Origin of the sequence: Alistipes provencensis (assembly GCF_900083545.1) — a bacterium.
Taxonomy (GTDB): domain Bacteria; phylum Bacteroidota; class Bacteroidia; order Bacteroidales; family Rikenellaceae; genus Alistipes; species Alistipes provencensis.
Genome location: NZ_LT559262.1, coordinates 1823939 through 1842689 on the forward strand (window position 1 = coordinate 1823939; position 18751 = coordinate 1842689).

Here is an 18751-nt window from a genome sequence, read left to right on the forward strand (position 1 = left end):
TCTTTAAATATAGCGAGTTTTATGACAAAGCTGAGTGTTAACATCAATAAGATTGCCGTGGTCCGCAATTCGCGCGGGGGCAACCTTCCCGACGTGGTCCGTGCGGCCACGGACATCGAACGTTTCGGGGCCGACGGCATCACGGTGCACCCGCGCCCCGATGCGCGCCACATCCGTTACGACGACGTGCGCAACCTGAAACGGGTGCTCACGACGGAACTCAACATCGAGGGCAACCCCATCCCGAGCTTCATCGATCTGGTGCTGGAGGTGGTCCCGGCGCAGGTGACCCTCGTGCCCGACGCCCACGACGCCATCACCTCGAACGCCGGCTGGGACACCCTTGCCAACCGCGCGTTCCTGACCGACGTGACGCGGCGCTTCCACGAGAAGGGCATCCGGGTCTCGGTCTTCGTGGACCCCTCCCCGGAGATGGTCGCCGGGGCGAAGGCGTGCGGCGCCGACCGCGTGGAACTCTACACCGAAGCCTACGCGCGTGAATATCCCGACGGCCCCGAGCAGGCCATCGCCCCTTATGCTGCCGCTGCCGAGGAGGCGCGCCGGCAGGGGCTGGGGCTGAACGCCGGGCATGACCTTTCGCTGGAAAATCTGCGTTATTTCGTCAGCCGCATTCCTTGGACTGACGAGGTTTCGATCGGCCACGCGCTGATCTGCGACGCGCTTTACTACGGACTCGAAAACACGGTGCAGCTTTATCGCCGCGAACTTAAATGACGACCACCATGAAACGTATCCTGATCCTTTCCATAGCCCTGCTCGCCGCGGGTGCGGCATTCGCCCAGAGCGAATACAACTACCAGCGGCGCAGCCTTTTCGAAGTGCTCCCGGTGCTTTCGAGCGACATCGTCTTTCTGGGCAACTCGATCACCGACGGCTGCGAGTGGGCCGAACTGTTCAACAACCGCCATGTCAAGAACCGCGGCATCAGCGCCGACCGTTCGGGGTGGCTGCTCGGCCGGCTCGATCCGATCATCGAGGGGCATCCCAAGAAGCTCTTCCTGATGATCGGCACCAACGATCTGGCTGCCGGGGTCACGCCCGAGGAGATCGTGGCCAATGTTGCGAAACTCATCGACCGCTTCCAGAGCGAGTCGCGCTGGACCAAGATTTATGTCCAGAGCATCCTGCCCGTGAACGGCGAGGACTTTTCGAAGTTCAAGAACCACTACGCCCACAGCCATCTGATCGTGCCGACGAACAAGAAGCTCGAGGCGCTGTGCGACGAGAAAGAGGTCACCTACCTCGATGTCTGGGGGGCTTTGGCCGACCACGACGGCAAACTGGACAAACGCTATACCAATGACGGCCTGCACCTGATGGGCCCGGGTTATCTGGTGTGGCGCGACGCCATTAAAATTCATGTGAAATAGCCGCGTGCCGCTTTCGAATCCGATATTCCGACGGATTTCACGCCTCGCCGACGAGCAGGGCGTGAGGGCTTTCGTCGTCGGGGGCTATGTGCGCGACCACTACCTGCGGCGTCCGTCGACCGACATCGACGTCGTGGTCGTGGGCAGCGGCATCGCTCTGGCCGAGGCACTGGGGCGCGAACTGAAAGCCAAGGTCTCGGTCTTCAAGACGTTCGGCACGGCGATGGTCCGCGCCGGAGGCATCGAGGTGGAGTTCGTGGGAGCCCGCAGGGAGTCCTATACGCGCGATTCGCGCAAACCCGAGGTCGAGCCCGGAACGTTGGAGGACGACCAGCGGCGGCGCGACTTCACGATCAACGCCATGGCGTGGTCGCTGAACGGCGCCACGTTCGGCGAACTGGTCGATCCTTTCGACGGGATGTCCGACCTCGAGGAGTGCATCATCCGCACGCCGTGCGACCCCGACATCACCTTCTCGGACGATCCTCTGCGCATGATGCGCGCCGTGCGGTTCGCCTCGCAGTTGGGCTTCACCATCGAGGAGGAGACCTTCGAGGCCATCCGCCGCAATGCGGAGCGCATCCGGATCGTTTCGCGCGAACGCATCGCCACCGAACTCAACAAGATCGTCCTTTCGCCCGTCCCCTCGATGGGCTTCGAACTGCTGGAACTCACCGGACTGCTGGAGCTGATCTTTCCCGAACTGCACAACCTCAAAGGGGTGGAGAAACGGGGCCGGCACTCCCATAAGGACAATTTTTTCCATACGCTCAAGGTACTGGACAATGTCGCGCGCCGTTCCGACGACCTGTGGCTGCGCTGGGCCGCCGTCCTGCACGACATCGGCAAGCCGCAGACCAAGGCTTACGACCCGAGGGTGGGCTGGACTTTCCACGGCCACGAGGTCGTGGGTTCGAAGATGGTTCCGGGAATTTTCCGCCAGTTGAAACTGCCCCTGAACGAGCATATGAAATTCGTCCGGAAACTGGTTTTCCTCCACTTGCGGCCCATCATCCTTTCCGAGGATCTGGTGACCGATTCGGCCGTCCGGCGTCTGCTGTTCGAAGCGGGCGACGACGTGGAGGCGCTGATGACGCTGTGCGAAGCGGACATCACCTCGGGCATCGACGCCAAGGTGCAGCGTTACCTTGCGAATTTCGAACTGGTGCGCCGCAAGATGAAGGATCTGGAGGAGCGCGACCGCGTCCGCAATTTCCAGCCCCCGGTTACGGGCGAACTCATCATGGAGACCTACGGCATCGGCCCGTGCCGCGTGATCGGCGATATCAAGGAGGTCATCAAGAACGCCATCCTCGACGGCGAAATCCCCAACGATTACGATGCGGCCTACGGCCTGATGGAGCGGCTGGCGGCGGAACGCGGACTGACAAAAAAAGGTTGAGCATTTCGCTCAACCTTTTTTTTGCATTTTCTCCGTATCCAATTGTGCCCGCGATTTCGACTTGGTCACCAGCCACACCCCGACGAAGACGCAGAGGGCCGCGCCGGCCTTGGTGAATCCGAACGTGTCGAGCCCGATGGCCACGGTGAAGAGCACCGCCACGATGGGCTGCACATAGTTGTACATCGAAACCACCGTCGGCCGCAGATGGCGCTGGGCGATGGGAACCATCAGGTAGGAGAAGAACGTCGCGCCGACGACCACATAGACGATCCCGGCCCAAGTCCGGGTTGCCAGCCCTGCATAGTCGACCTCGGTCAGCGGGCGGTAGTAGACCGCCACGGCGACGATGGCGGCGAAAAGGAACATCCATTTCATCGTCGTCACGGGCGAGTAGCGGACGATCACGTTGCGGAAGGCGGTGAGGTAGGTGGCGTAGCTTATGGCGCTGATGATGCAGAGTACGTCGCCTTTGACGCTCGACGTGTGGCCTGCGCCGTGCTGACTCACCAGAATCAGGATCAGCGCCCCGGCGCATCCCAGAAAGACGCCCCCGGCCTTGAGCCATGTGATCGGTTCGCGCAGGAACAGCGTCGCCAGCACCATCGTCAGCACGGGGACGATCGTGGCGATGATCGACGTGTCGATGGGTGAGGTGAGCGACAGCCCCCAGAGGAAAAGCATCTGGTTGAGCTGGATGCCGAATACCGAGGCGAAGAACAGCAGCACGATGTCGCGCGGGGCGACCCGTTCGCGGGGCAGGAGCAGTGAGACAGCCCAGAACAGCAACGCGGCGCCCACCATGCGGTAGACGCTCAGCGCGAAGGGGCTGACCCCTCCGGAATTGGCCTCGGACCAGAGCACGCTCTTGCCGATCGGGGCGTTGAGGCCCCAGACGATGTTGGCGGCCAGCAGGGCCGCATGTCCTTTCAGTTTTCCTTTGTCCATTTTTCTCTTGCTCGCCGCCCCACCTAAGAGGTGGGTCTTATAATGGGTTGTAGCGTTGGCTATGTTCTGAATTGCAATTCCTGCCATCGCCCATAAAGCCCACCTCTTAGGTGGGGTGGTGCGATAATTGCCCTGTTTCTTTTTCATGAGCAAAACGCGCTATAATCTCGATCTGGTCTTCGCCAACGTCTTTTTCGGGGCGAATTTCTCGTTTTACGTCTCCCTCACGCGCAATTACCTCGACTTCCAGCAGATCTTCATGCTTCAGGTGCTCTCGGCGGCGATTTTCTTCATCCCTTTCGCACTCTTCTCGCGCTACTCCTACCGCATTACATGGCGCGATGCGGGCAACATCCTGATCGTCACGCTGCTGATCGTCTACGGCTGGATGTACATGCTGCTCTGGGGATCGTCCTACACGACGCCCATCGACGCCTCGGTCATCGCTACGCTGGGGCCGGCCTTCACGCTGATCATGGACCACCTGATGCACCCGCGCAAGTATATCCGGGCCCGTGTCGTGGGTGTCGTCTGCGCGCTCGTCGGGGCCGCGATCCTGATCTTCAGCGACGGATTCTCGCTTACCCACGGCAGCCGGGCGCAGGGCAACCTCTTTGTGCTGGTGGCCGTGGTGGCCATCGCCATCAATACGGTGATCATCAAGCCGCAGCTCGAGAAACTGGGTACGCTGGTCGTGATGGGGTGGTACTACATCATCGGACTGGCCATCACGGCGCCCTTCTTCTGGAAATACATCGCCCACATACCCTTCCTGCGCCTGCCGCTCTATGCGCAGGCCGAACTGGGCTATATCCTGATTCTGGGCACCGTGCTGCCGATGTACCTGCTCTACCGCGGCACCGAGAAACTCACTTCCGTGCATACGGCCCTCTACCGCTACATCCAGCCCGTGATTGCAGGCATTCTGGCCATCACGCGCGGTCAGGCGCATTTCAACGCGGCGAACATCACGGCGTCGGCCTTTATCTTCGCGGGGGTGGTGCTGGTGGTGATCGGCTATAAATACTATGTCCGCCACGGACTGCCGAAACTGCGCAGCGACGGGCGGCTCCAGCACTAATCCGCGAGGAGCCGTTCGCGCCACCCGGCGGGCACGGGCTCGCTCTGCTGCCGGGCGAAATCGAAGACGACCATCACCGAGCGGCTTTCGCTGCGGACCTCGCCGCCGACCGACAACCGCTGAAGCAGCGTCAGGCTCTTCGTGCCCACCCGTTCGCAGGTGGTCGTCACGCGCACGGGGTCGTGCATCCGCACCTGTCCCATGTAGGAGGTCGAGGTCGAGACCGTGAGGATGCGCAGGTCACCCAGCAGCACCTCCGCGCCCAGTATCTTTTCGTAATACTCCATCTTGCCCACGTCGAAATACATCTGCTGCGAGACGTTGTTCACATGCTGGAACGGGTCGATGTCCGAGAATCGTTTCTGAATGGGGGTTTCGAGTATGCGGGCCATCTTATTCGCGGATGATTTTCACCTCGCCGCCTTCGCCGAACGCGATGATCGACGAGGCTTTGCGGGTCGGTTTGCCTTCGAAACGGGGGTTGACGACGAAATCCACGCCGTCGACGATCTCCTTCGCCACATCCTGCAATCCCACGGGCGTCGCTTCGCCCGAGATGTTGGCCGAGGTCGAGACGATCGGCTTTTTGAGGGCGGCGAGCATCCGGCGGCAGAATTCGTGGTCGGGGATGCGTACGCCGAGCGTCCCCTCCTCGGGGATGAGGTTTTCGGCCACCCCCACGGCACCCGGCAGGATGGCCGTCAGGGGGCTGGTCGCCAGCTCCATCACTTCGAAAGCGACTCCCGGGGCTTTGTTGACATAACGCACGGTCATGTCGGTCGAGGCGCACAGCACCAGCATCGATTTCTTGTTCTCGCTGCGCTTGAGACGGTAGATGCGCTCCACGGCGGCGGCGGAAGTGGCGTCGCAGCCCAGCCCCCAGACCGTATCGGTGGGGTAGAGGATGATCCCGCCCCCGCGCATGACGCGCACGGCTTCGTCGACCTCCTTCTGTATGTCGGTAGGATTTTGCATGGCTATTTGACGGGCAGGATTTCGATCCAGTAATCGTCCGGGTCGTTGATGAAGTAGAGTCCCATGGAGTGGTTCTCGTAGCAGACGCAGCCCATCGAGCGGTGGTATTCGCGGATGGCGTCGTAGTCGCCCGCCACGCGCATGCAGAGGTGGCTTTCGTTCTCGCCCAGCTCGTAGGGCAGGGTGTGGTCGCGCAGCCACGTCAGCTCGAGGCGGAACGGGGTCTGCCCGTCGCCGAGGTAGACCAGCGTGAACGATCCGTCGGAGGCCTCCTTGCGGCCGACCTCCTTCAGCCCGAGCGCCTTGTCGTAGAAGTCGAGGCTGCGTGCGAGGTCCGTGACGTTGATGTTGAAATGGTCGAAACGGCTTTTGATTTCCATATTCTATAAGGTATTATACGGCGCAAAATTACATAAATATAGTGAAATATCGTCCCTCCCGCCGATATTTCTTTGTCCGGGGGTTTGGATGCTCCGTTTTTTTATTTACTTTTGTCTTTACCAATACTTAAACGATTAAGCTATATGAAAAAGCTTTCCTTTGTGCTTGTTGCCGTGTGTGCGCTCCTCGCAGGCTGTTCCTCGGATGAGAGTGGTCCGGGTGAAGACGGGGTTGACGGGACTTTCGAGCTGCACAGTTTTCTGCAGGACGGCATGGTGATCCAGCAGAACCAGCCGTTCCGTCTGTGGGGCAGGGCGTCCGCCGCCAATGTGAAGATCTCCGCGAAAGCGAGCTGGGCCCGGCAGGAATACACCTGCAAGGCCGATGCGAACGCCACATGGGTGCTGGAGATTCCGGTGCCTGCGGCGCCTTCGGACGGAGCCCCGCAGTCGATTGTGATCTCCACGCCGCTCCAGCGGAACGTTTTGCGCGACCTGCTGATCGGCGAGGTGTGGGTCTTGGGCGGACAGTCCAACATGGCCTTTGCCATGAATCAGGTGCTCAACGCCGCTGCCGAGATCAGCGCGGCGAACTATCCGAGCATCCGCTTTTTCACCGTGCAGCCTTCGAACGAGGCCCGGCCGATCTTCGACTGGCGCGACATGCCCGAACCCTATGGCAAATGGTACTCCACGAGCCCTGCGACGGCCGGGGCCCAGAGTGCCGTGGGCTACTACTTCGGGCTGATGCTCCACCGGGAGTTGGGCGTGCCCGTCGGGCTGGTCAACACCTCCAACGGCGGTGCCTCGGCGCAGGCCTATACGCCGATCGAGGCCCTGAAGGCCGACAGCCGGCTGAAGACGACTTTCGTCGATCCCTACACGGCCGATCCCGATATGAACGTGTTGCTGCGTCCTGCCGAGCTCTACAACAGTATGGTCTATCCGCTGCTGCGGCTGTCGACCCGCGGCGTGGTGTGGTATCAGGGCGAGGGCAACTGGAACAACTACGATATCTATCCCCTGCTGATCAAAACGCTTATCAACGAATGGCGGCGCAATTTCGCCAACGAACGGATGCCGTTCTATTATGTGCAGATCGCTCCGTGGGGCTTCGATCAGAACACCGCCTCAAAGGATTGGTTCTACACCCAGAGCGAGGCTATCGGTTACGCCTATATGCGCGAGGCGCAGGCGCTGACCCGCGAGCAGGTTTCCAATTCGGGCATGGCCGTGACGATGGACGTAGGCGATCCCGATGACATCCACCCCACGAACAAACGCCCCGTCGGCGAACGTCTGGCGCGTCTGGCGCTCAACCAGACCTATGGCCGCAGCGATGTGGCGTGCCTCGGGCCGCGCTACAACAGTCTGAAGGTCGAGAACGGCGTGGTGAAGCTCCTCTTCGACAACGCCGAGGGGCTGAAGACCAACGACGGACAGGCCCCCAAGCATTTCTATGTGGCTGCCGCTGCCGGACGGAGCCATCGGTTCTATCCCGCCGCGGCCGAGATTCACGGCTCGGAGGTGTGGCTCACCTGCCCCGATGTGGTGACGGCTTCGACCACGGCCGCCGACGTGGCCGTGCGTTACGCTTTCCTGCTCTATCCGATGACCAACCTCGAAAACGGGGCCGGGCTCCCTGCCGAACCTTTCCGCACCGACCCTTGGTCCACGGACATCAGTTATGTCTATTAGCGGGTCCGGGACGAATATTTTTGAAAAAGATTACCGTTTTTTTATTCCGAATTTTATACCTTTGCACCACGAAAGAAAAAAACTGAAAAAACGATAATCGTATGGGAAGAGCCTTTGAGTATCGCAAAGCGCGAAAAATGAAGCGTTGGGGCCATATGGCCCGAGTCTTCACCAAGTTGGGGAAAGAGATCGAGATCGCCGTCAAAGCCGGAGGTCCCGATCCGTCGGCCAACACCCGCCTGCGCATTCTGATCCAGAACGCCAAGGCCGAGAACATGCCCAAGGAGAACGTCGAGCGTGCCATCAAGCGTGCCACCGAGAAGGACGCCGCCGACTACAAGGAGGTGATTTACGAGGGATATGGTCCCAACGGCATTGCATTCTTGGTCGAGACCGCCACGGACAATACCAACCGCACGGTAGCCAACGTGCGCATGTACTTCAACAAGTGCGGCGGCACGCTGGGCAACAGCGGCTCGGTGGGCTTCATGTTCGACCACAAGTGCGTCTTCAAGTTCAAAGCCGCCTCGGAGGTTGATCCCGAGGAGCTGGAGTTGGAGATGATCGACCTTGGTGTCGACGAGTTCTACCCCGAGGAGGACGGCATCACGGTCTACGCTCCCTATGAGTCTTTCGGCGCCATCCAGAAGTGGCTCGACGACAAGGGTTTCGAAATCGTCTCCGGAGAGTCGGTGCGCATCCCGACCGACGTGAAGGAGCTCGATGCCGAAGGCCGCGAATCGGTCGAGAAGCTGGTCGAGAAGCTCGAGGAGGACGACGATGTGGTGAACGTATATCACACCATGAAGGAGGCCGACGAAGAGTAGTTTTCGATTCTCACGGGCACCTTTCGCCCTGCCTTGTCCGGCCCGAACTGCGTTATGTCGAAATCTGCTCCGCGATAATCAAAAACCGGGTTCGTGTATCCCGCTTGGCAAAAAAGGCGTCAAGAAAGATGCGGACTAAAAGCGCGAGCGGAGGGGACGGTTTGCTTGCAAACCCGCGAATAGTCGCCCGGAGCCAGCGTTAGACCGCGTCTTTTAGGCTTTTTTGTCCGCGGGTCGGTTTTTGCGCCGCTTTTTGCCGATCAAAAAGCGGTATAATCTCAGCGTCGAAGGCGCGGGGAACAAGTCGTAGGGGCTATTCGAACCTTACGAATCGTTCGCTGCCGGTCAGGCAGAACGGACAGTAATAGTCGCGGTATTCCGCCGCATAGAGGTTGCCGCACTCCGGGCATACGAAGAACCGGCAGTTGTCCGGATGATGCCTTCCGATGCGCCGGCAATACTCCATCAGAGCGGCATTCCGCCGGTCCGAGGCGGCGGCCCGGGCCAGTATCCGCGCCGCATAGCGGTTGCCTTTTCGCATCGCGCGGTCGATCTCCGCGCCCTGCCGTTTGCCGAGGCTCCGGAGTTCGCAGGCGATGCTCCGTTCCAGATTGTCGTCGGTTGTGCCTCCGAAGAGGATGATCCGGGCCGGGGGCGTGTAGTTGCCGCCCAGATGTACGATGACCTCCGCGCAGTCGTGCTCCTGCAACCGCTCGGAGAAGGCCATGGCCCGGAACAGCCGTTCGGCATCCCGGCGGGATTCCCCGGCGGCGATTGCGGCGAAGTTGTCGTACTGCACCGACTTGACGTGCTTGCGGCGGCAGCAGGCGTCGAGGTCCGCGAGCGTCTCGCTCCACGGCGATGCCTGCGGCACGCGGGGTGTGCGCGTGGCCGCGCAGTACAGCCAGACGAGGATGCCGGCCGATGCCGCGAACAGCAGGAGTATCAGGACCAAACGCAGTTTCATGGTGTCGTACGATTGAGGGAGAACACGGATCGGGAGGTGCATTTTTTATGCCAACGGAGGGCCTTTTCATCCGCCGCCGGGGGATTTTTCGCCCGGAGGCTTTGGATTTCGGATTTCAAACCCTATATTTGTGAGCCGCCGCGGAAACCAGATGCGGGGCGGGTGAAACGTATGAAACGGGGACTGAGATTCTGTGTCATTGCGGCGCTGGCTTTCCTGATGGCCGGCTGCGGCAGTAAAGATAAAAAGGAAGATACCACCAATTACGATGGCTGGATGCTCTCGCGCTGGAACGGCGGTACGGAGCTCTCCGGCAAGGTTTACTTGCAGCTCAACGCCGACAGGACCTTCTCGCTTTACCAGAGCATCGACGTGCCCGGATACCGGAAGCTGACGGGCACTTATACCATCGAAGGAGGAGTCCTTTCGGGGATTTATTCCGATGATATGCCGTGGGAAAGCAGCTATGTGATCGAGAAGCGGACGAAGACCGAGCTGCAGTTGCGCTCGGAAACGGATGTCGTTTCAATCTATACCGCCGTTGAGGTCCCCGCCTATGTGAAGGACGGCGTCGTGGCCTCCGGCGTGCGCTCGTCGGGAGCGGAAAAGCCGTTCCTCTGATAACCGGCTCCGGAAAAATGAAAAGCGGATTCTCTCACGAGAGAATCCGCTTTTTTCGTAATGCCGGCGGGTTACAGCCGGGCCTTGATGGCTTTCGAAGCCTCCTCGTAGCCGGGCTTGTCCAGCAGGGCGAACATGTTCTTCTTGTACGCCTCGACACCGGGCTGGTCGAAGGGATTCACGCCCAGAATATAGCCGCTGATGCCGCACGCCTTCTCGAAGAAGTAGAGCAGGCCGCCGATCGTCCGGGCCGAGATTTCGGGAATTTCGATGCGGATGTTCGGAACCCCGCCGTCGATGTGAGCCAGTTGCACGCCCAGTTCGGCCATGCGGTTGACCTCCGAAATGCGCTTTCCGGCAAGGAAGTTCAGTCCGTCGAGATTTTCCTTGTCGGCTTCGATAACGACCTTGGCTGCGGGTTTGGCTACCGAGATGATCGTCTCGAAGAGCGTGCGCTCGCCGTCCTGAATGTACTGGCCCATCGAGTGCAGATCGGCCGTCAGCGTGACGCTCGCCGGGAAGATGCCCTTGCCCTGTTTGCCCTCGCTCTCGCCGTAGAGCTGCTTCCACCACTCGTTGACATACTGCAATTTAGGCTCGTATGAACCCAGAATCTCGATCTTCTTGCCTCCCTCGTAAAGCAGGTTGCGCACGGCGGCGTAGATGGCTGCGGGATTCTCCTTGAAAGGCACGCCTTCGGCCGTGGCCTTCTCCATCTCCTGCGCGCCGTGTACGAGCGCCGCGATGTCCACTCCGGCGGCAGCCAGCGGCAGCAGCCCCACGGGGGTCAGCACCGAGAAACGTCCGCCCACGTCGTCGGGAATGACGAACGTCGGATAGCCCTCCTGCGTGGCGAGGGTCTTGAGTGCCCCGCGCGCCTTGTCGGTGATGGCCACGATGCGCTCTGCCGCCTCCTTCTTGCCGTAGCGCTTCTCGATCTCGGCTTTGATCAGGCGGAAGGCGATGGCCGGTTCGGTCGTCGTGCCCGACTTGGAAATCACGATGGCGGCGATCGAGTGCTCCTTCACGGCGTCGAGCAGTTCAGCGGTGTAATCCTCCGAGATGTTCTGTCCGGCGAAGAGAACCGTAGGGAATTTCTGCTCCTTGTGCAGGAGTTTGAACGGATCGGCCATGGCTTCGAGTACGGCCTTGGCGCCGAGGTACGAGCCGCCGATGCCGATGCAGATCACCACGTCGGCCTTGGCGCGCAGCTTCGCGGCCTGCTCTTCGATGGCCTTGATCTCGGCCTCCGAGATCGACGAGGGGAGCTTCACCCAACCCAGAAAGTCGTTTCCGGCGCCTTTGCCCGAGTGCAGCAGGGCGTTGGCGGCCTGTGCCTTGGCCTCGATGTCGGCCGTGAGGGCGACACCCGCTTTGGCAATGTCTAATTTCAGTGTTTCCATATCTTTGTCAGATTAATTTGGTAGTCAGTTCCTGCATGCATCGGCGGGCCGAGGCGCCCTCGTAGAGCACGCGGTAAACCATCCCGGCGATGGGCATGTCGACCTTGTGGCGGGCGTTGATGTGGCGGATGCAGTCGGCGGCGAAATAGCCTTCGGCGACCATCGTCATCTCGTTCAGGGCGCTTTTCACCGTGCAGCCGTGGCCGATCAGCAGACCCAGCCGCCGGTTGCGGCTGTAGACCGAGTAGCAGGTCACCAGCAGATCGCCCAGATAGGCCGAAACCTGCGTGTCGCGCCTGTCGGGATAGCTCTCTTCGAGGAAGCGGGTCATCTCGCCCGCCGAGTTGGCGATCAGCACCGCCAGAAAATTATCGCCGTAGCCCAGTCCGACGGCCAGCCCGACGGCCAAGGCGTAGATGTTCTTCAGGATGGCGCCGTACTCGATGCCGTAGAGGTCCGTGGAGTAGCTGAGGCGGATGTTCCCGCCGGCGAACTTCTCGCCGATGCGCTGCGCGTTTTCGGGATCGGTGCAGACGATGGTCAGGTAGGAGAGTTTCCCGCGCGAGACCTCCTCGGCGTGCGAGGGGCCGGTGACGAGCCCGATCTGCCTGTACGACAATTCGTAATGGTCGTGGATGTACTCCACGACGGTCTGGTAGTCGCCCGGGACGATGCCCTTGATGGCCGAGACGATGAATTTGTCGCGGAGCGGGACGGTCAGCGGGGCGAGGAAATTCTTGAGGTAGGCCGACGGAGTGGCCAGTATCACGATGTCGGCGTCGCACACCACGGCGTCGAGGTCGTCCGAAGGGGCTATGCAGTCGCGGTCGAACTCCATGTCGCTCAGGTAGCGGGGGTTGCGGCCTTCGGTGCGCAGCGATTCGAGCACCTCGGGATTGCGGACATACCATCCGACGCGCTGTCCGTTCGCCGTGAGCAGGCCGACGATGGCCGTCGCCCAACTGCCGTAGCCGATGACCGCGCAGCGGGCGCCGGTTCCGATTTTGTATTCCATGCGGAGTTTCAGTTTTTCGACTACAAATGTAAATAAAAAAAATTAGAATAAAATACAAAAATTTCCGGGGCTTTTTAGTACCTTTGTCCGGATGCGTGGCCGCCCCGGCGACGGGGTGGTGAGGTATCCGCGTATTTAGCTGAAATTAAAGTATTTTACGAAATAATTGGGTGTTGTAGCCTTATGGGAATTTTTTCACTGACACAGGAGCTGGCCATCGACCTCGGTACGGCCAACACGCTGATAATTTATAACGGCAAGGTCGTCGTGGACGAACCGTCGATCGTCGCGCTGGACGTTCATACGGGTAAACTGGTCGCCATCGGCCAGCAGGCGCGGCAGATGCACGAGAAGACCAATCCGAACATCAAGACGATCCGTCCGCTGAAGGACGGCGTGATCGCCGACTTCAACGCCACGGAGCTGATGCTGCGGGGCATGATCAAGAAAGTCAAGACCTCGGGCAGCCTCTTCGCCCCGTCGCTGCGGATGGTGATCTGCATTCCCTCGGGTTCGACCAACGTCGAAATCCGCGCCGTGCGCGACTCGGCCGAGCACGCCGGGGGCCGCGAGGTCTACATGATCTACGAACCGATGGCCGCGGCGCTCGGAGCCGGACTCGACGTCGAGGCGCCCGAAGGCAACATGGTCATCGACATCGGCGGCGGCACGTCGGAGATCGCCTGCATCTCGCTGGGCGGCATCGTCTGCTCGGAGTCGATCAACACGGCGGGCGACGTCTTCACCAACGACATCCAGAGCTATGTCCGCCAGCAGCACAACATCCGCATCGGCGAACGCACGGCCGAGGCGATCAAATGTTCGATCGGCGCCGCCGTTTCGGATCTGGAGCAGGAACCCGAGGACTTCGTGGTGACGGGCCCCAACATGCTGACGGCCCTGCCGCAGACCGTGTCGCTGTCGTACAGCGAGATCGCCTATGCGCTGGAGAAATCGCTCACGAAGATCGACGCCGCGCTGATGAAGGTGCTGGAGTCCATGCCGCCCGAGCTGTATGCCGACATCGTGAAGAACGGCATCTATCTGGCCGGCGGCGGTGCGCTGATCAAGGGTCTCGACCGGCGTCTGAACGAGAAGACCGGCATTCCGTTCCACATCGCCGAGGACCCGCTGCGGGCCATTGCGCGCGGGACGGGCATTGCATTGAAGAATATCAATCGGTTCTCGTTCTTAATGAAATAGCTTTCGTTTTATGGGGCATATTTCACATCTCCTCACCGGCCGGGACAGTCACATACGTCTGTATGCTCCTGCCCCGTCCGATTTCGGTCGATGCAAAATCTGCTCCCCTAAAGCCGAAACCCGGAATTGCCGGGTAGGAAAGCTGATGGATTTTGAGTAAAACGATTGCGGGCCTTGGTCCGCAATCTTAAATTAAAGAACTGCTTTGCGCAAACTGTTCGAGTTCATCCGCAGCGTTTACGTCGTGGTGCTGTTCGTGGTGCTGGAGGCCGTGGCCGTCAGCTACTACGCCCGTTCCACCTACTACACTCAGGCGCGGCTGCTCTCACGTTCCAACCAAGTGGTCGGCGGCGTGCACGGGCTCTTTGCGGGTATCGGTCACTACTTCACGCTGGGGCGCGAGAACCGGATGCTGCTCACGCGTGTCACGCAGCTCGAGGAGCGGCTGGCCCAGTACGAGGAGGCCGCCACCGCCGAACGGCTGGACAGCTACATGCAGGATATCGGCGAGTCGAAATACCGTTTCGCCACCGCCTCGGTCGTGGCCAACACGGTCAACCGGGCGCAGAACCTCATCACGGTCAACCGCGGGCACCGCGACGGCGTTGTGGAGGAGATGGCCGTGCTGTCGCCCGACGGTGCGATGGCGGGCTATATCGTCGCCTGCACGGAGCGCTACTCGGTGGCGATGTCGGTGCTCAACACCTCGTTCCGCGCCAGCGGCAAGCTCGCGGACTCCGAATATTACGGCTCGATCTACTGGGACGGCCTCGATCAGAACGTCGTGATCCTCGGCGAACTTTCGAAATACGCCGATCCGCAGCCCGGGCAGGAGGTCGTGACGACGGGATTTTCCCAGTTTTTCCCCGCCGACGTGCTGATCGGCTGGGTCGAGAGCGCTTCGCTCAACGAGACCCGCACGGCCTATACGGTCCGGGTGCGGCTCGCGGCCGAGATGTCGCGGCTGGGCGAGGTGGTGCTGGTCGGCAACCGCGACCTCTTCGAAATCCGCGACCTCCAGCAGAGCGAACAAGTCGAACAACATACCCGACTCTGACAAATGCATCGCACACTCCCATATCTCGGACTTTTCGCGGCGGCGGTCCTGCTGCAGGTTTTCCTGTTCGACAACCTGTCGATCAGCATCTACCTCAATCCGCTCGTCTACATCGTCTTCATCGCCCTGCTGCCGCTCGACACGCTGCCGGTGGCGGTGCTCGGCGCCGGTCTGGCGCTGGGCGTCACGATGGACTGCGTGATGGGCGCCGCCGGGATCAATACCATCGCCACGCTGCTGATCGCCTTCCTGCGGCCGACGCTTATCGGAATGCTCTACGGCAGCGAGAACGCCCGGGAAGGAGGCATTCCCTCCTCGGCACGTTTCGGTGAACGCCTTTTCGTCGGCTACCTCGTGGCGCTGACGCTCATCCACCACGCCGTCTTCTTTTCGCTCGAAGCCCTCTCGTGGACTCATGTGCTGCATACGCTGCTGCGCATCGTCGTCAGCTCGGCGGTGTCGGTGGGTTTCATCTGGATCATCGCCCGTATCTTTACGGCCAAACTCCCCGTGCGCGTATGAGTCGTTCAGAGGGTTTTGCCCGGATGCGGACCCTGCAGGTCGTCGTGCTGCTGGTCTTTGCGCTGATCGTCGGGCGGCTGGCCTACATCCAGTTGATCGACTCGCGTTATGACGACCTTGCGCGGGCCAACGTGCTGCGGCATGTGGTCCAGTACCCGCCGCGGGGCGAGGTCTTCGACCGCAACGGCGAATATCTGGTCCAGAGCCGCGAATGTTACGATTTGATGGTCATTTCGAGCGAGATCGACAAGCGGGGCTTCGACACGGCCCGGCTGTGCGAGGTGCTGAGCCTCCCGCGGGTGAAGCTCGATCGGGAACTGGCCAATGCGCGGATGCGTCCGCGGGCGCCGCGCCTCGTGATGAGCTACATTTCCAAGGAGGACAAACTGCGTTTCGACGAGTGCAACTTCCGGGGCTTCTATGCCGTCTACCGGACCGTGCGCCAATACCCCCGCGAGGTGGGCGGCAACCTGCTGGGCTATGTCAGCGAGGTGAACGGCGACTACCTGAAACGCCATCCGGACTACAAGATCGGCGACTATGTGGGCATGGGCGGCGTCGAGTCGGCCTACGAGCCGGAGCTCCGGGGCCGCAAAGGTGTCAAGATTCAGGAGATCGACACCCACGGGGCCATCAAGGGCTCCTACATGAACGGCCGTTACGACTCGCTGCCCGACCCGGGCCGCTACCTCGTGAGCACCATCGACGCCCGCTTGCAACTGCTGGGCGAGGAGCTGATGCGCGGCAAGGTGGGGGCTGCGGTGGCTATCGAGCCTTCGACGGGCGAAATCCTGATGATGGTCTCCTCGCCGACCTACGATCCCGACCGGCTGGTGGGCCGCGAACGCGGCAACAACTATATGGAGATGCTCCGCAACAAACGCCAGCCGCTGTTCAACCGGGCGGTGCGGGCAGCTTATCCGCCGGGTTCGACCTTCAAGCTGGTGCAGGGGTTGATCGGCTTGCAGGAGGGGGTGCTGCGGCCTTCCGACCTCCACTCCTGCCACATGGGTTATCAGGCCGGACGCCTGAAGATGGCCTGCCATGCCCACGCTTCGCCGCTGGACCTGCGCTTTGCGGTGGCCACCTCGTGCAACGCCTATTTTTGTTATGTCTTCCGCGACATCCTCGACAACCCCAAATACGGGAGCGTGAAGGAGGGCTACGACGTCTGGAAATCCTATGTCGAGAGCTTCGGCTTCGGCCGCAAGCTGGGTTCGGACTTCCTCGACGAGCGCAACGGCTATGTCCCCGACCGGGCTTTCTACGACCGTCAGTACCGGGGTTCGTGGAACTCGCTCACGGTGCTGTCGCTCTCGATCGGGCAGGATGCGCTGGGCTGCACGCCGTTGCAGTTGGCCAACCTCGCGGCCATCGTCGCCAACCGCGGTTACTACTACATTCCGCACATCGTGAAAAAGATCGAAGGGCGCGATTCGCTCGACGCCCGGTTCTACGAGCGGCATTATACGAAAGTCGATCCGAAGCACTTCGAGCCGATCGTCGAGGGCATGTGGCGGGGCGTGAATGTCGGGGGCACCTCGACGTTGGCGCGGCTCGACGGATGGGACGTCTGCGGCAAGACCGGCACGGCCGAGAATCCGCGCGGCCGCGACCACTCGACCTTCCTGTCGTTCGCCCCGAAGGACAACCCGAAGATCGCCATCTCGGTCTACGTCGAGAACGGCGGTTTCGGCGCTTCGGCGGCGCTTCCGATCGCCAGCCTGCTGGAGGAGTATTACCTGACGGACACGATCCGCCGTCCGGCCATGCTGGAATATGTCAAGAACATGAACATCTATTACCCTGCTTATGACAAGTAACCGGCATAGCGGCATCTTCTACGGAGTGGACGGCTGGACAGTCCTGCTGTATGTGCTGATCGTGCTGGCAGGGTGGCTGTCGATCACCTCGGCTTCGTACGACGAGGGTTCGGCCGACCTTTTCTCCTTCTCGCATTTCTACATGAAGCAGTTGCTGTGGATCGGCGTGGCATGGGTCACGGCGCTCGTCGTGCTGCTGCTCGACGAGCGGTTCTACCATATGTTCGCCTATCCGGCCTATCTGGGAGGTCTCGCGCTGCTGCTGGCCGCGCTGCTGTTCGGCCGCGAGGTCAACGGTGCCAAGGCGTGGTTTGAGTTCGGCTCGTTCCGCGTGCAGCCCGTGGAGTTCGCCAAGATCGCCACGGCTCTGGCGCTGGCCCGCGTGATGAGCGAATATTCGTTCTCGATCAACCGCGCCGGGGATCTTTTTAGAGTAGGCATGGTGATCTGCATTCCGCTGCTGATCATCATCCTGCAAAACGATACCGGGTCGGGCATCGTGCTGGGGTCGTTCCTCTTCGTGCTCTACCGCGAGGGACTGAACAAATGGCTCTGCATTCCGGTCCTGCTGATCGCCGCGCTGTTCATCGTCTCGTTCCTGCTCTCGCCGATGACGCTCCTCGTCTCGCTGATCCTGGTCTGCACCCTCTCGGAGGCGATGATGAACGGGTTGTGGCGCTCGCGGATCGTCTTTCTGGCCGTGCTGGCGCTGGCGAGCATCCTGCTGTGCCTCGTGATGTCGCTCATCGCTCCGGGGGTGCTGGACATTTACCACTCGCTGCTGATCGTGACGATCCTCTCGCTGGGATTCGTGGCGGCCTACGCCTACCGGTCGAACCTGCGTAACATCTACATTACGCTGGGACTGTTCATCGGTTCGATGGTCTTCCTGCCCACCACCGACTACATTTTCAATTCGATCCTCAAACAGCACCAGCGGGACCGCATCCTGAGTTTTCTGGGCATCATCAGCGACCCCTTGGGCACCGATTACAACGTCAATCAGGCCAAGATCGCCATCGGCTCGGGCAACTTCTGGGGCAAGGGCTTTCTGGAGGGTACCCAGATCAAATACGGGTTCGTGCCCGAACGGCATACCGACTTCATCTTCTGCACCGTGGGCGAAGAGTGGGGTTTTCTGGGAGCTATTGTGGTGCTGTCGCTGCTGTGCATCCTCATCCTGCGCCTGATGCGCATGGGCGAGCGGCAGCAGGAGCCTTTCGGGCGCATCTACTGCTACTGCGTGGCGGCGATCCTGCTGTTCCATGTGCTGGTCAACGTGGGCATGACCATCGGCCTGATGCCCGTCATGGGCATTCCGCTGCCCTTCATGAGCTACGGAGGTTCGTCGCTCATCGCCTTCACCATCCTGTTGTTCATCGCCGTGCGGCTCGATGCCTCGACGCGGCAGTTCTCCCTGACCAAATTTTGACAATGC

At 60.8% G+C, this 18751-nt stretch carries 19 protein-coding genes; 12 read left to right on the top strand and 7 right to left on the bottom strand.

Features of this window, described 5'->3' with window-relative positions; translation table 11 throughout:
• Positions 1–21: 21 nt before the first annotated feature.
• The 3 genes from BN5935_RS07120 to BN5935_RS07130 are packed head-to-tail and all read left to right on the top strand — an operon-like array spanning position 22 to position 2793.
• Entirely contained in the window at positions 22–735 is a 714-nt protein-coding gene (locus tag BN5935_RS07120; protein WP_064975498.1) for a pyridoxine 5'-phosphate synthase, read from the top strand.
• Positions 736–743: 8 nt separating this feature from the next.
• Positions 744–1391: a GDSL-type esterase/lipase family protein gene (locus BN5935_RS07125; protein WP_064976872.1), complete on the top strand. Its 648-nt coding sequence runs from the start codon at positions 744–746 to the stop codon at positions 1389–1391.
• 4 nt (positions 1392–1395) lie between these two features.
• Complete coding sequence (locus BN5935_RS07130; protein WP_064975499.1) at positions 1396–2793, top strand: CCA tRNA nucleotidyltransferase; 1398 nt, start codon at positions 1396–1398, stop codon at positions 2791–2793.
• A 9-nt stretch (positions 2794–2802) separates the two neighbouring features.
• Here BN5935_RS07130 and BN5935_RS07135 read toward each other — a convergent pair whose 3' ends face one another.
• The gene (locus BN5935_RS07135; protein ID WP_064975500.1) at positions 2803–3741 is read right to left on the bottom strand and encodes a DMT family transporter; all 939 of its coding nucleotides are present in this window, start codon (positions 3739–3741) and stop codon (positions 2803–2805) included.
• Positions 3742–3886: 145 nt separating this feature from the next.
• Between BN5935_RS07135 and BN5935_RS07140 the strand changes: the two genes are divergently transcribed.
• Entirely contained in the window at positions 3887–4822 is a 936-nt protein-coding gene (locus BN5935_RS07140; protein ID WP_064976873.1) for a DMT family transporter, read from the top strand.
• On the opposite strand, the gene BN5935_RS07145 is transcribed toward BN5935_RS07140, so the two are convergent.
• From BN5935_RS07145 to BN5935_RS07155, 3 genes are read right to left on the bottom strand one after another with little or no spacing between them, the layout of a single operon-like run.
• The gene (locus BN5935_RS07145; protein ID WP_064975501.1) at positions 4819–5214 is read right to left on the bottom strand and encodes an acyl-CoA thioesterase; all 396 of its coding nucleotides are present in this window, start codon (positions 5212–5214) and stop codon (positions 4819–4821) included. The genes BN5935_RS07140 and BN5935_RS07145 overlap by 4 nt on opposite strands.
• A 1-nt stretch (position 5215) precedes the next feature.
• Entirely contained in the window at positions 5216–5797 is a 582-nt protein-coding gene (locus BN5935_RS07150; protein ID WP_064975502.1) for an L-threonylcarbamoyladenylate synthase, read from the bottom strand.
• Positions 5798–5799: 2 nt separating this feature from the next.
• A complete protein-coding gene (locus BN5935_RS07155) occupies positions 5800–6177 on the bottom strand; it encodes a VOC family protein (RefSeq protein WP_064975503.1) in 378 nt (125 codons plus the stop codon).
• A 144-nt stretch (positions 6178–6321) separates the two neighbouring features.
• On the opposite strand from BN5935_RS07155, the gene BN5935_RS07160 reads away from it, so the two are divergent.
• Positions 6322–7875, top strand: a complete 1554-nt coding sequence (locus tag BN5935_RS07160) for a sialate O-acetylesterase (RefSeq protein ID WP_235821036.1) — start codon at positions 6322–6324, stop codon at positions 7873–7875.
• 101 nt (positions 7876–7976) lie between these two features.
• Positions 7977–8702: a YebC/PmpR family DNA-binding transcriptional regulator gene (locus BN5935_RS07165; RefSeq protein WP_082944055.1), complete on the top strand. Its 726-nt coding sequence runs from the start codon at positions 7977–7979 to the stop codon at positions 8700–8702.
• Between the two features lie 313 nt (positions 8703–9015).
• Here the strand turns inward: BN5935_RS07165 and BN5935_RS07170 are convergent, their stop codons facing one another.
• Positions 9016–9669, bottom strand: a complete 654-nt coding sequence (locus BN5935_RS07170) for a rubrerythrin family protein (protein WP_204244896.1) — start codon at positions 9667–9669, stop codon at positions 9016–9018.
• A 171-nt stretch (positions 9670–9840) separates the two neighbouring features.
• Between BN5935_RS07170 and BN5935_RS07175 the strand changes: the two genes are divergently transcribed.
• The gene (locus BN5935_RS07175) at positions 9841–10290 is read left to right on the top strand and encodes a lipocalin family protein (RefSeq protein ID WP_064975507.1); all 450 of its coding nucleotides are present in this window, start codon (positions 9841–9843) and stop codon (positions 10288–10290) included.
• Between the two features lie 71 nt (positions 10291–10361).
• Here the strand turns inward: BN5935_RS07175 and BN5935_RS07180 are convergent, their stop codons facing one another.
• Entirely contained in the window at positions 10362–11693 is a 1332-nt protein-coding gene (locus tag BN5935_RS07180) for a glucose-6-phosphate isomerase (protein ID WP_064975508.1), read from the bottom strand.
• A 7-nt stretch (positions 11694–11700) separates the two neighbouring features.
• Positions 11701–12708: an NAD(P)H-dependent glycerol-3-phosphate dehydrogenase gene (locus BN5935_RS07185; RefSeq protein ID WP_064975509.1), complete on the bottom strand. Its 1008-nt coding sequence runs from the start codon at positions 12706–12708 to the stop codon at positions 11701–11703.
• Positions 12709–12891: 183 nt separating this feature from the next.
• Here BN5935_RS07185 and BN5935_RS07190 point away from each other — a divergent pair, with 183 nt between their 5' ends.
• The 5 genes from BN5935_RS07190 (at position 12892) to rodA (ending at position 18745) form a co-directional block, all read left to right on the top strand.
• Positions 12892–13911, top strand: a complete 1020-nt coding sequence (locus BN5935_RS07190) for a rod shape-determining protein (protein WP_010266755.1) — start codon at positions 12892–12894, stop codon at positions 13909–13911.
• Positions 13912–14116: 205 nt separating this feature from the next.
• A complete protein-coding gene (gene mreC / locus BN5935_RS07195; protein ID WP_064975510.1) occupies positions 14117–14968 on the top strand; it encodes a rod shape-determining protein MreC in 852 nt (283 codons plus the stop codon).
• Between the two features lie 3 nt (positions 14969–14971).
• The gene (locus tag BN5935_RS07200) at positions 14972–15490 is read left to right on the top strand and encodes a rod shape-determining protein MreD (RefSeq protein WP_064975511.1); all 519 of its coding nucleotides are present in this window, start codon (positions 14972–14974) and stop codon (positions 15488–15490) included.
• Positions 15487–17313: a peptidoglycan D,D-transpeptidase FtsI family protein gene (locus BN5935_RS07205; protein WP_064975512.1), complete on the top strand. Its 1827-nt coding sequence runs from the start codon at positions 15487–15489 to the stop codon at positions 17311–17313. The genes BN5935_RS07200 and BN5935_RS07205 overlap by 4 nt, the downstream gene beginning before the upstream one ends.
• A complete protein-coding gene (rodA, locus tag BN5935_RS07210; protein ID WP_064975513.1) occupies positions 17303–18745 on the top strand; it encodes a rod shape-determining protein RodA in 1443 nt (480 codons plus the stop codon). Before BN5935_RS07205 ends, rodA begins: the two co-directional genes overlap by 11 nt.
• The last annotated feature ends 6 nt before the right edge of the window (positions 18746–18751 follow it).

What these genes read in the sequence shown, in the direction of transcription:
- BN5935_RS07120 (WP_064975498.1), top strand. Translation starts at nt 22, where the DNA reads ATGACAAAGCTGAGTGTTAACATCAATAAGATTGCCGTGGTCCGCAAT.
- BN5935_RS07125 (WP_064976872.1), top strand. Translation starts at nt 744, where the DNA reads ATGAAACGTATCCTGATCCTTTCCATAGCCCTGCTCGCCGCGGGTGCG.
- BN5935_RS07135 (WP_064975500.1), bottom strand. Translation starts at nt 3,741, where the DNA reads ATGGACAAAGGAAAACTGAAAGGACATGCGGCCCTGCTGGCCGCCAAC.
- BN5935_RS07140 (WP_064976873.1), top strand. Translation starts at nt 3,887, where the DNA reads ATGAGCAAAACGCGCTATAATCTCGATCTGGTCTTCGCCAACGTCTTT.
- BN5935_RS07145 (WP_064975501.1), bottom strand. Translation starts at nt 5,214, where the DNA reads ATGGCCCGCATACTCGAAACCCCCATTCAGAAACGATTCTCGGACATC.
- BN5935_RS07150 (WP_064975502.1), bottom strand. Translation starts at nt 5,797, where the DNA reads ATGCAAAATCCTACCGACATACAGAAGGAGGTCGACGAAGCCGTGCGC.
- BN5935_RS07155 (WP_064975503.1), bottom strand. Translation starts at nt 6,177, where the DNA reads ATGGAAATCAAAAGCCGTTTCGACCATTTCAACATCAACGTCACGGAC.
- BN5935_RS07160 (WP_235821036.1), top strand. Translation starts at nt 6,322, where the DNA reads ATGAAAAAGCTTTCCTTTGTGCTTGTTGCCGTGTGTGCGCTCCTCGCA.
- BN5935_RS07165 (WP_082944055.1), top strand. Translation starts at nt 7,977, where the DNA reads ATGGGAAGAGCCTTTGAGTATCGCAAAGCGCGAAAAATGAAGCGTTGG.
- BN5935_RS07170 (WP_204244896.1), bottom strand. Translation starts at nt 9,669, where the DNA reads ATGAAACTGCGTTTGGTCCTGATACTCCTGCTGTTCGCGGCATCGGCC.
- BN5935_RS07175 (WP_064975507.1), top strand. Translation starts at nt 9,841, where the DNA reads ATGAAACGGGGACTGAGATTCTGTGTCATTGCGGCGCTGGCTTTCCTG.
- BN5935_RS07180 (WP_064975508.1), bottom strand. Translation starts at nt 11,693, where the DNA reads ATGGAAACACTGAAATTAGACATTGCCAAAGCGGGTGTCGCCCTCACG.
- BN5935_RS07185 (WP_064975509.1), bottom strand. Translation starts at nt 12,708, where the DNA reads ATGGAATACAAAATCGGAACCGGCGCCCGCTGCGCGGTCATCGGCTAC.
- BN5935_RS07190 (WP_010266755.1), top strand. Translation starts at nt 12,892, where the DNA reads ATGGGAATTTTTTCACTGACACAGGAGCTGGCCATCGACCTCGGTACG.
- BN5935_RS07200 (WP_064975511.1), top strand. Translation starts at nt 14,972, where the DNA reads ATGCATCGCACACTCCCATATCTCGGACTTTTCGCGGCGGCGGTCCTG.
- BN5935_RS07205 (WP_064975512.1), top strand. Translation starts at nt 15,487, where the DNA reads ATGAGTCGTTCAGAGGGTTTTGCCCGGATGCGGACCCTGCAGGTCGTC.
- rodA (WP_064975513.1), top strand. Translation starts at nt 17,303, where the DNA reads ATGACAAGTAACCGGCATAGCGGCATCTTCTACGGAGTGGACGGCTGG.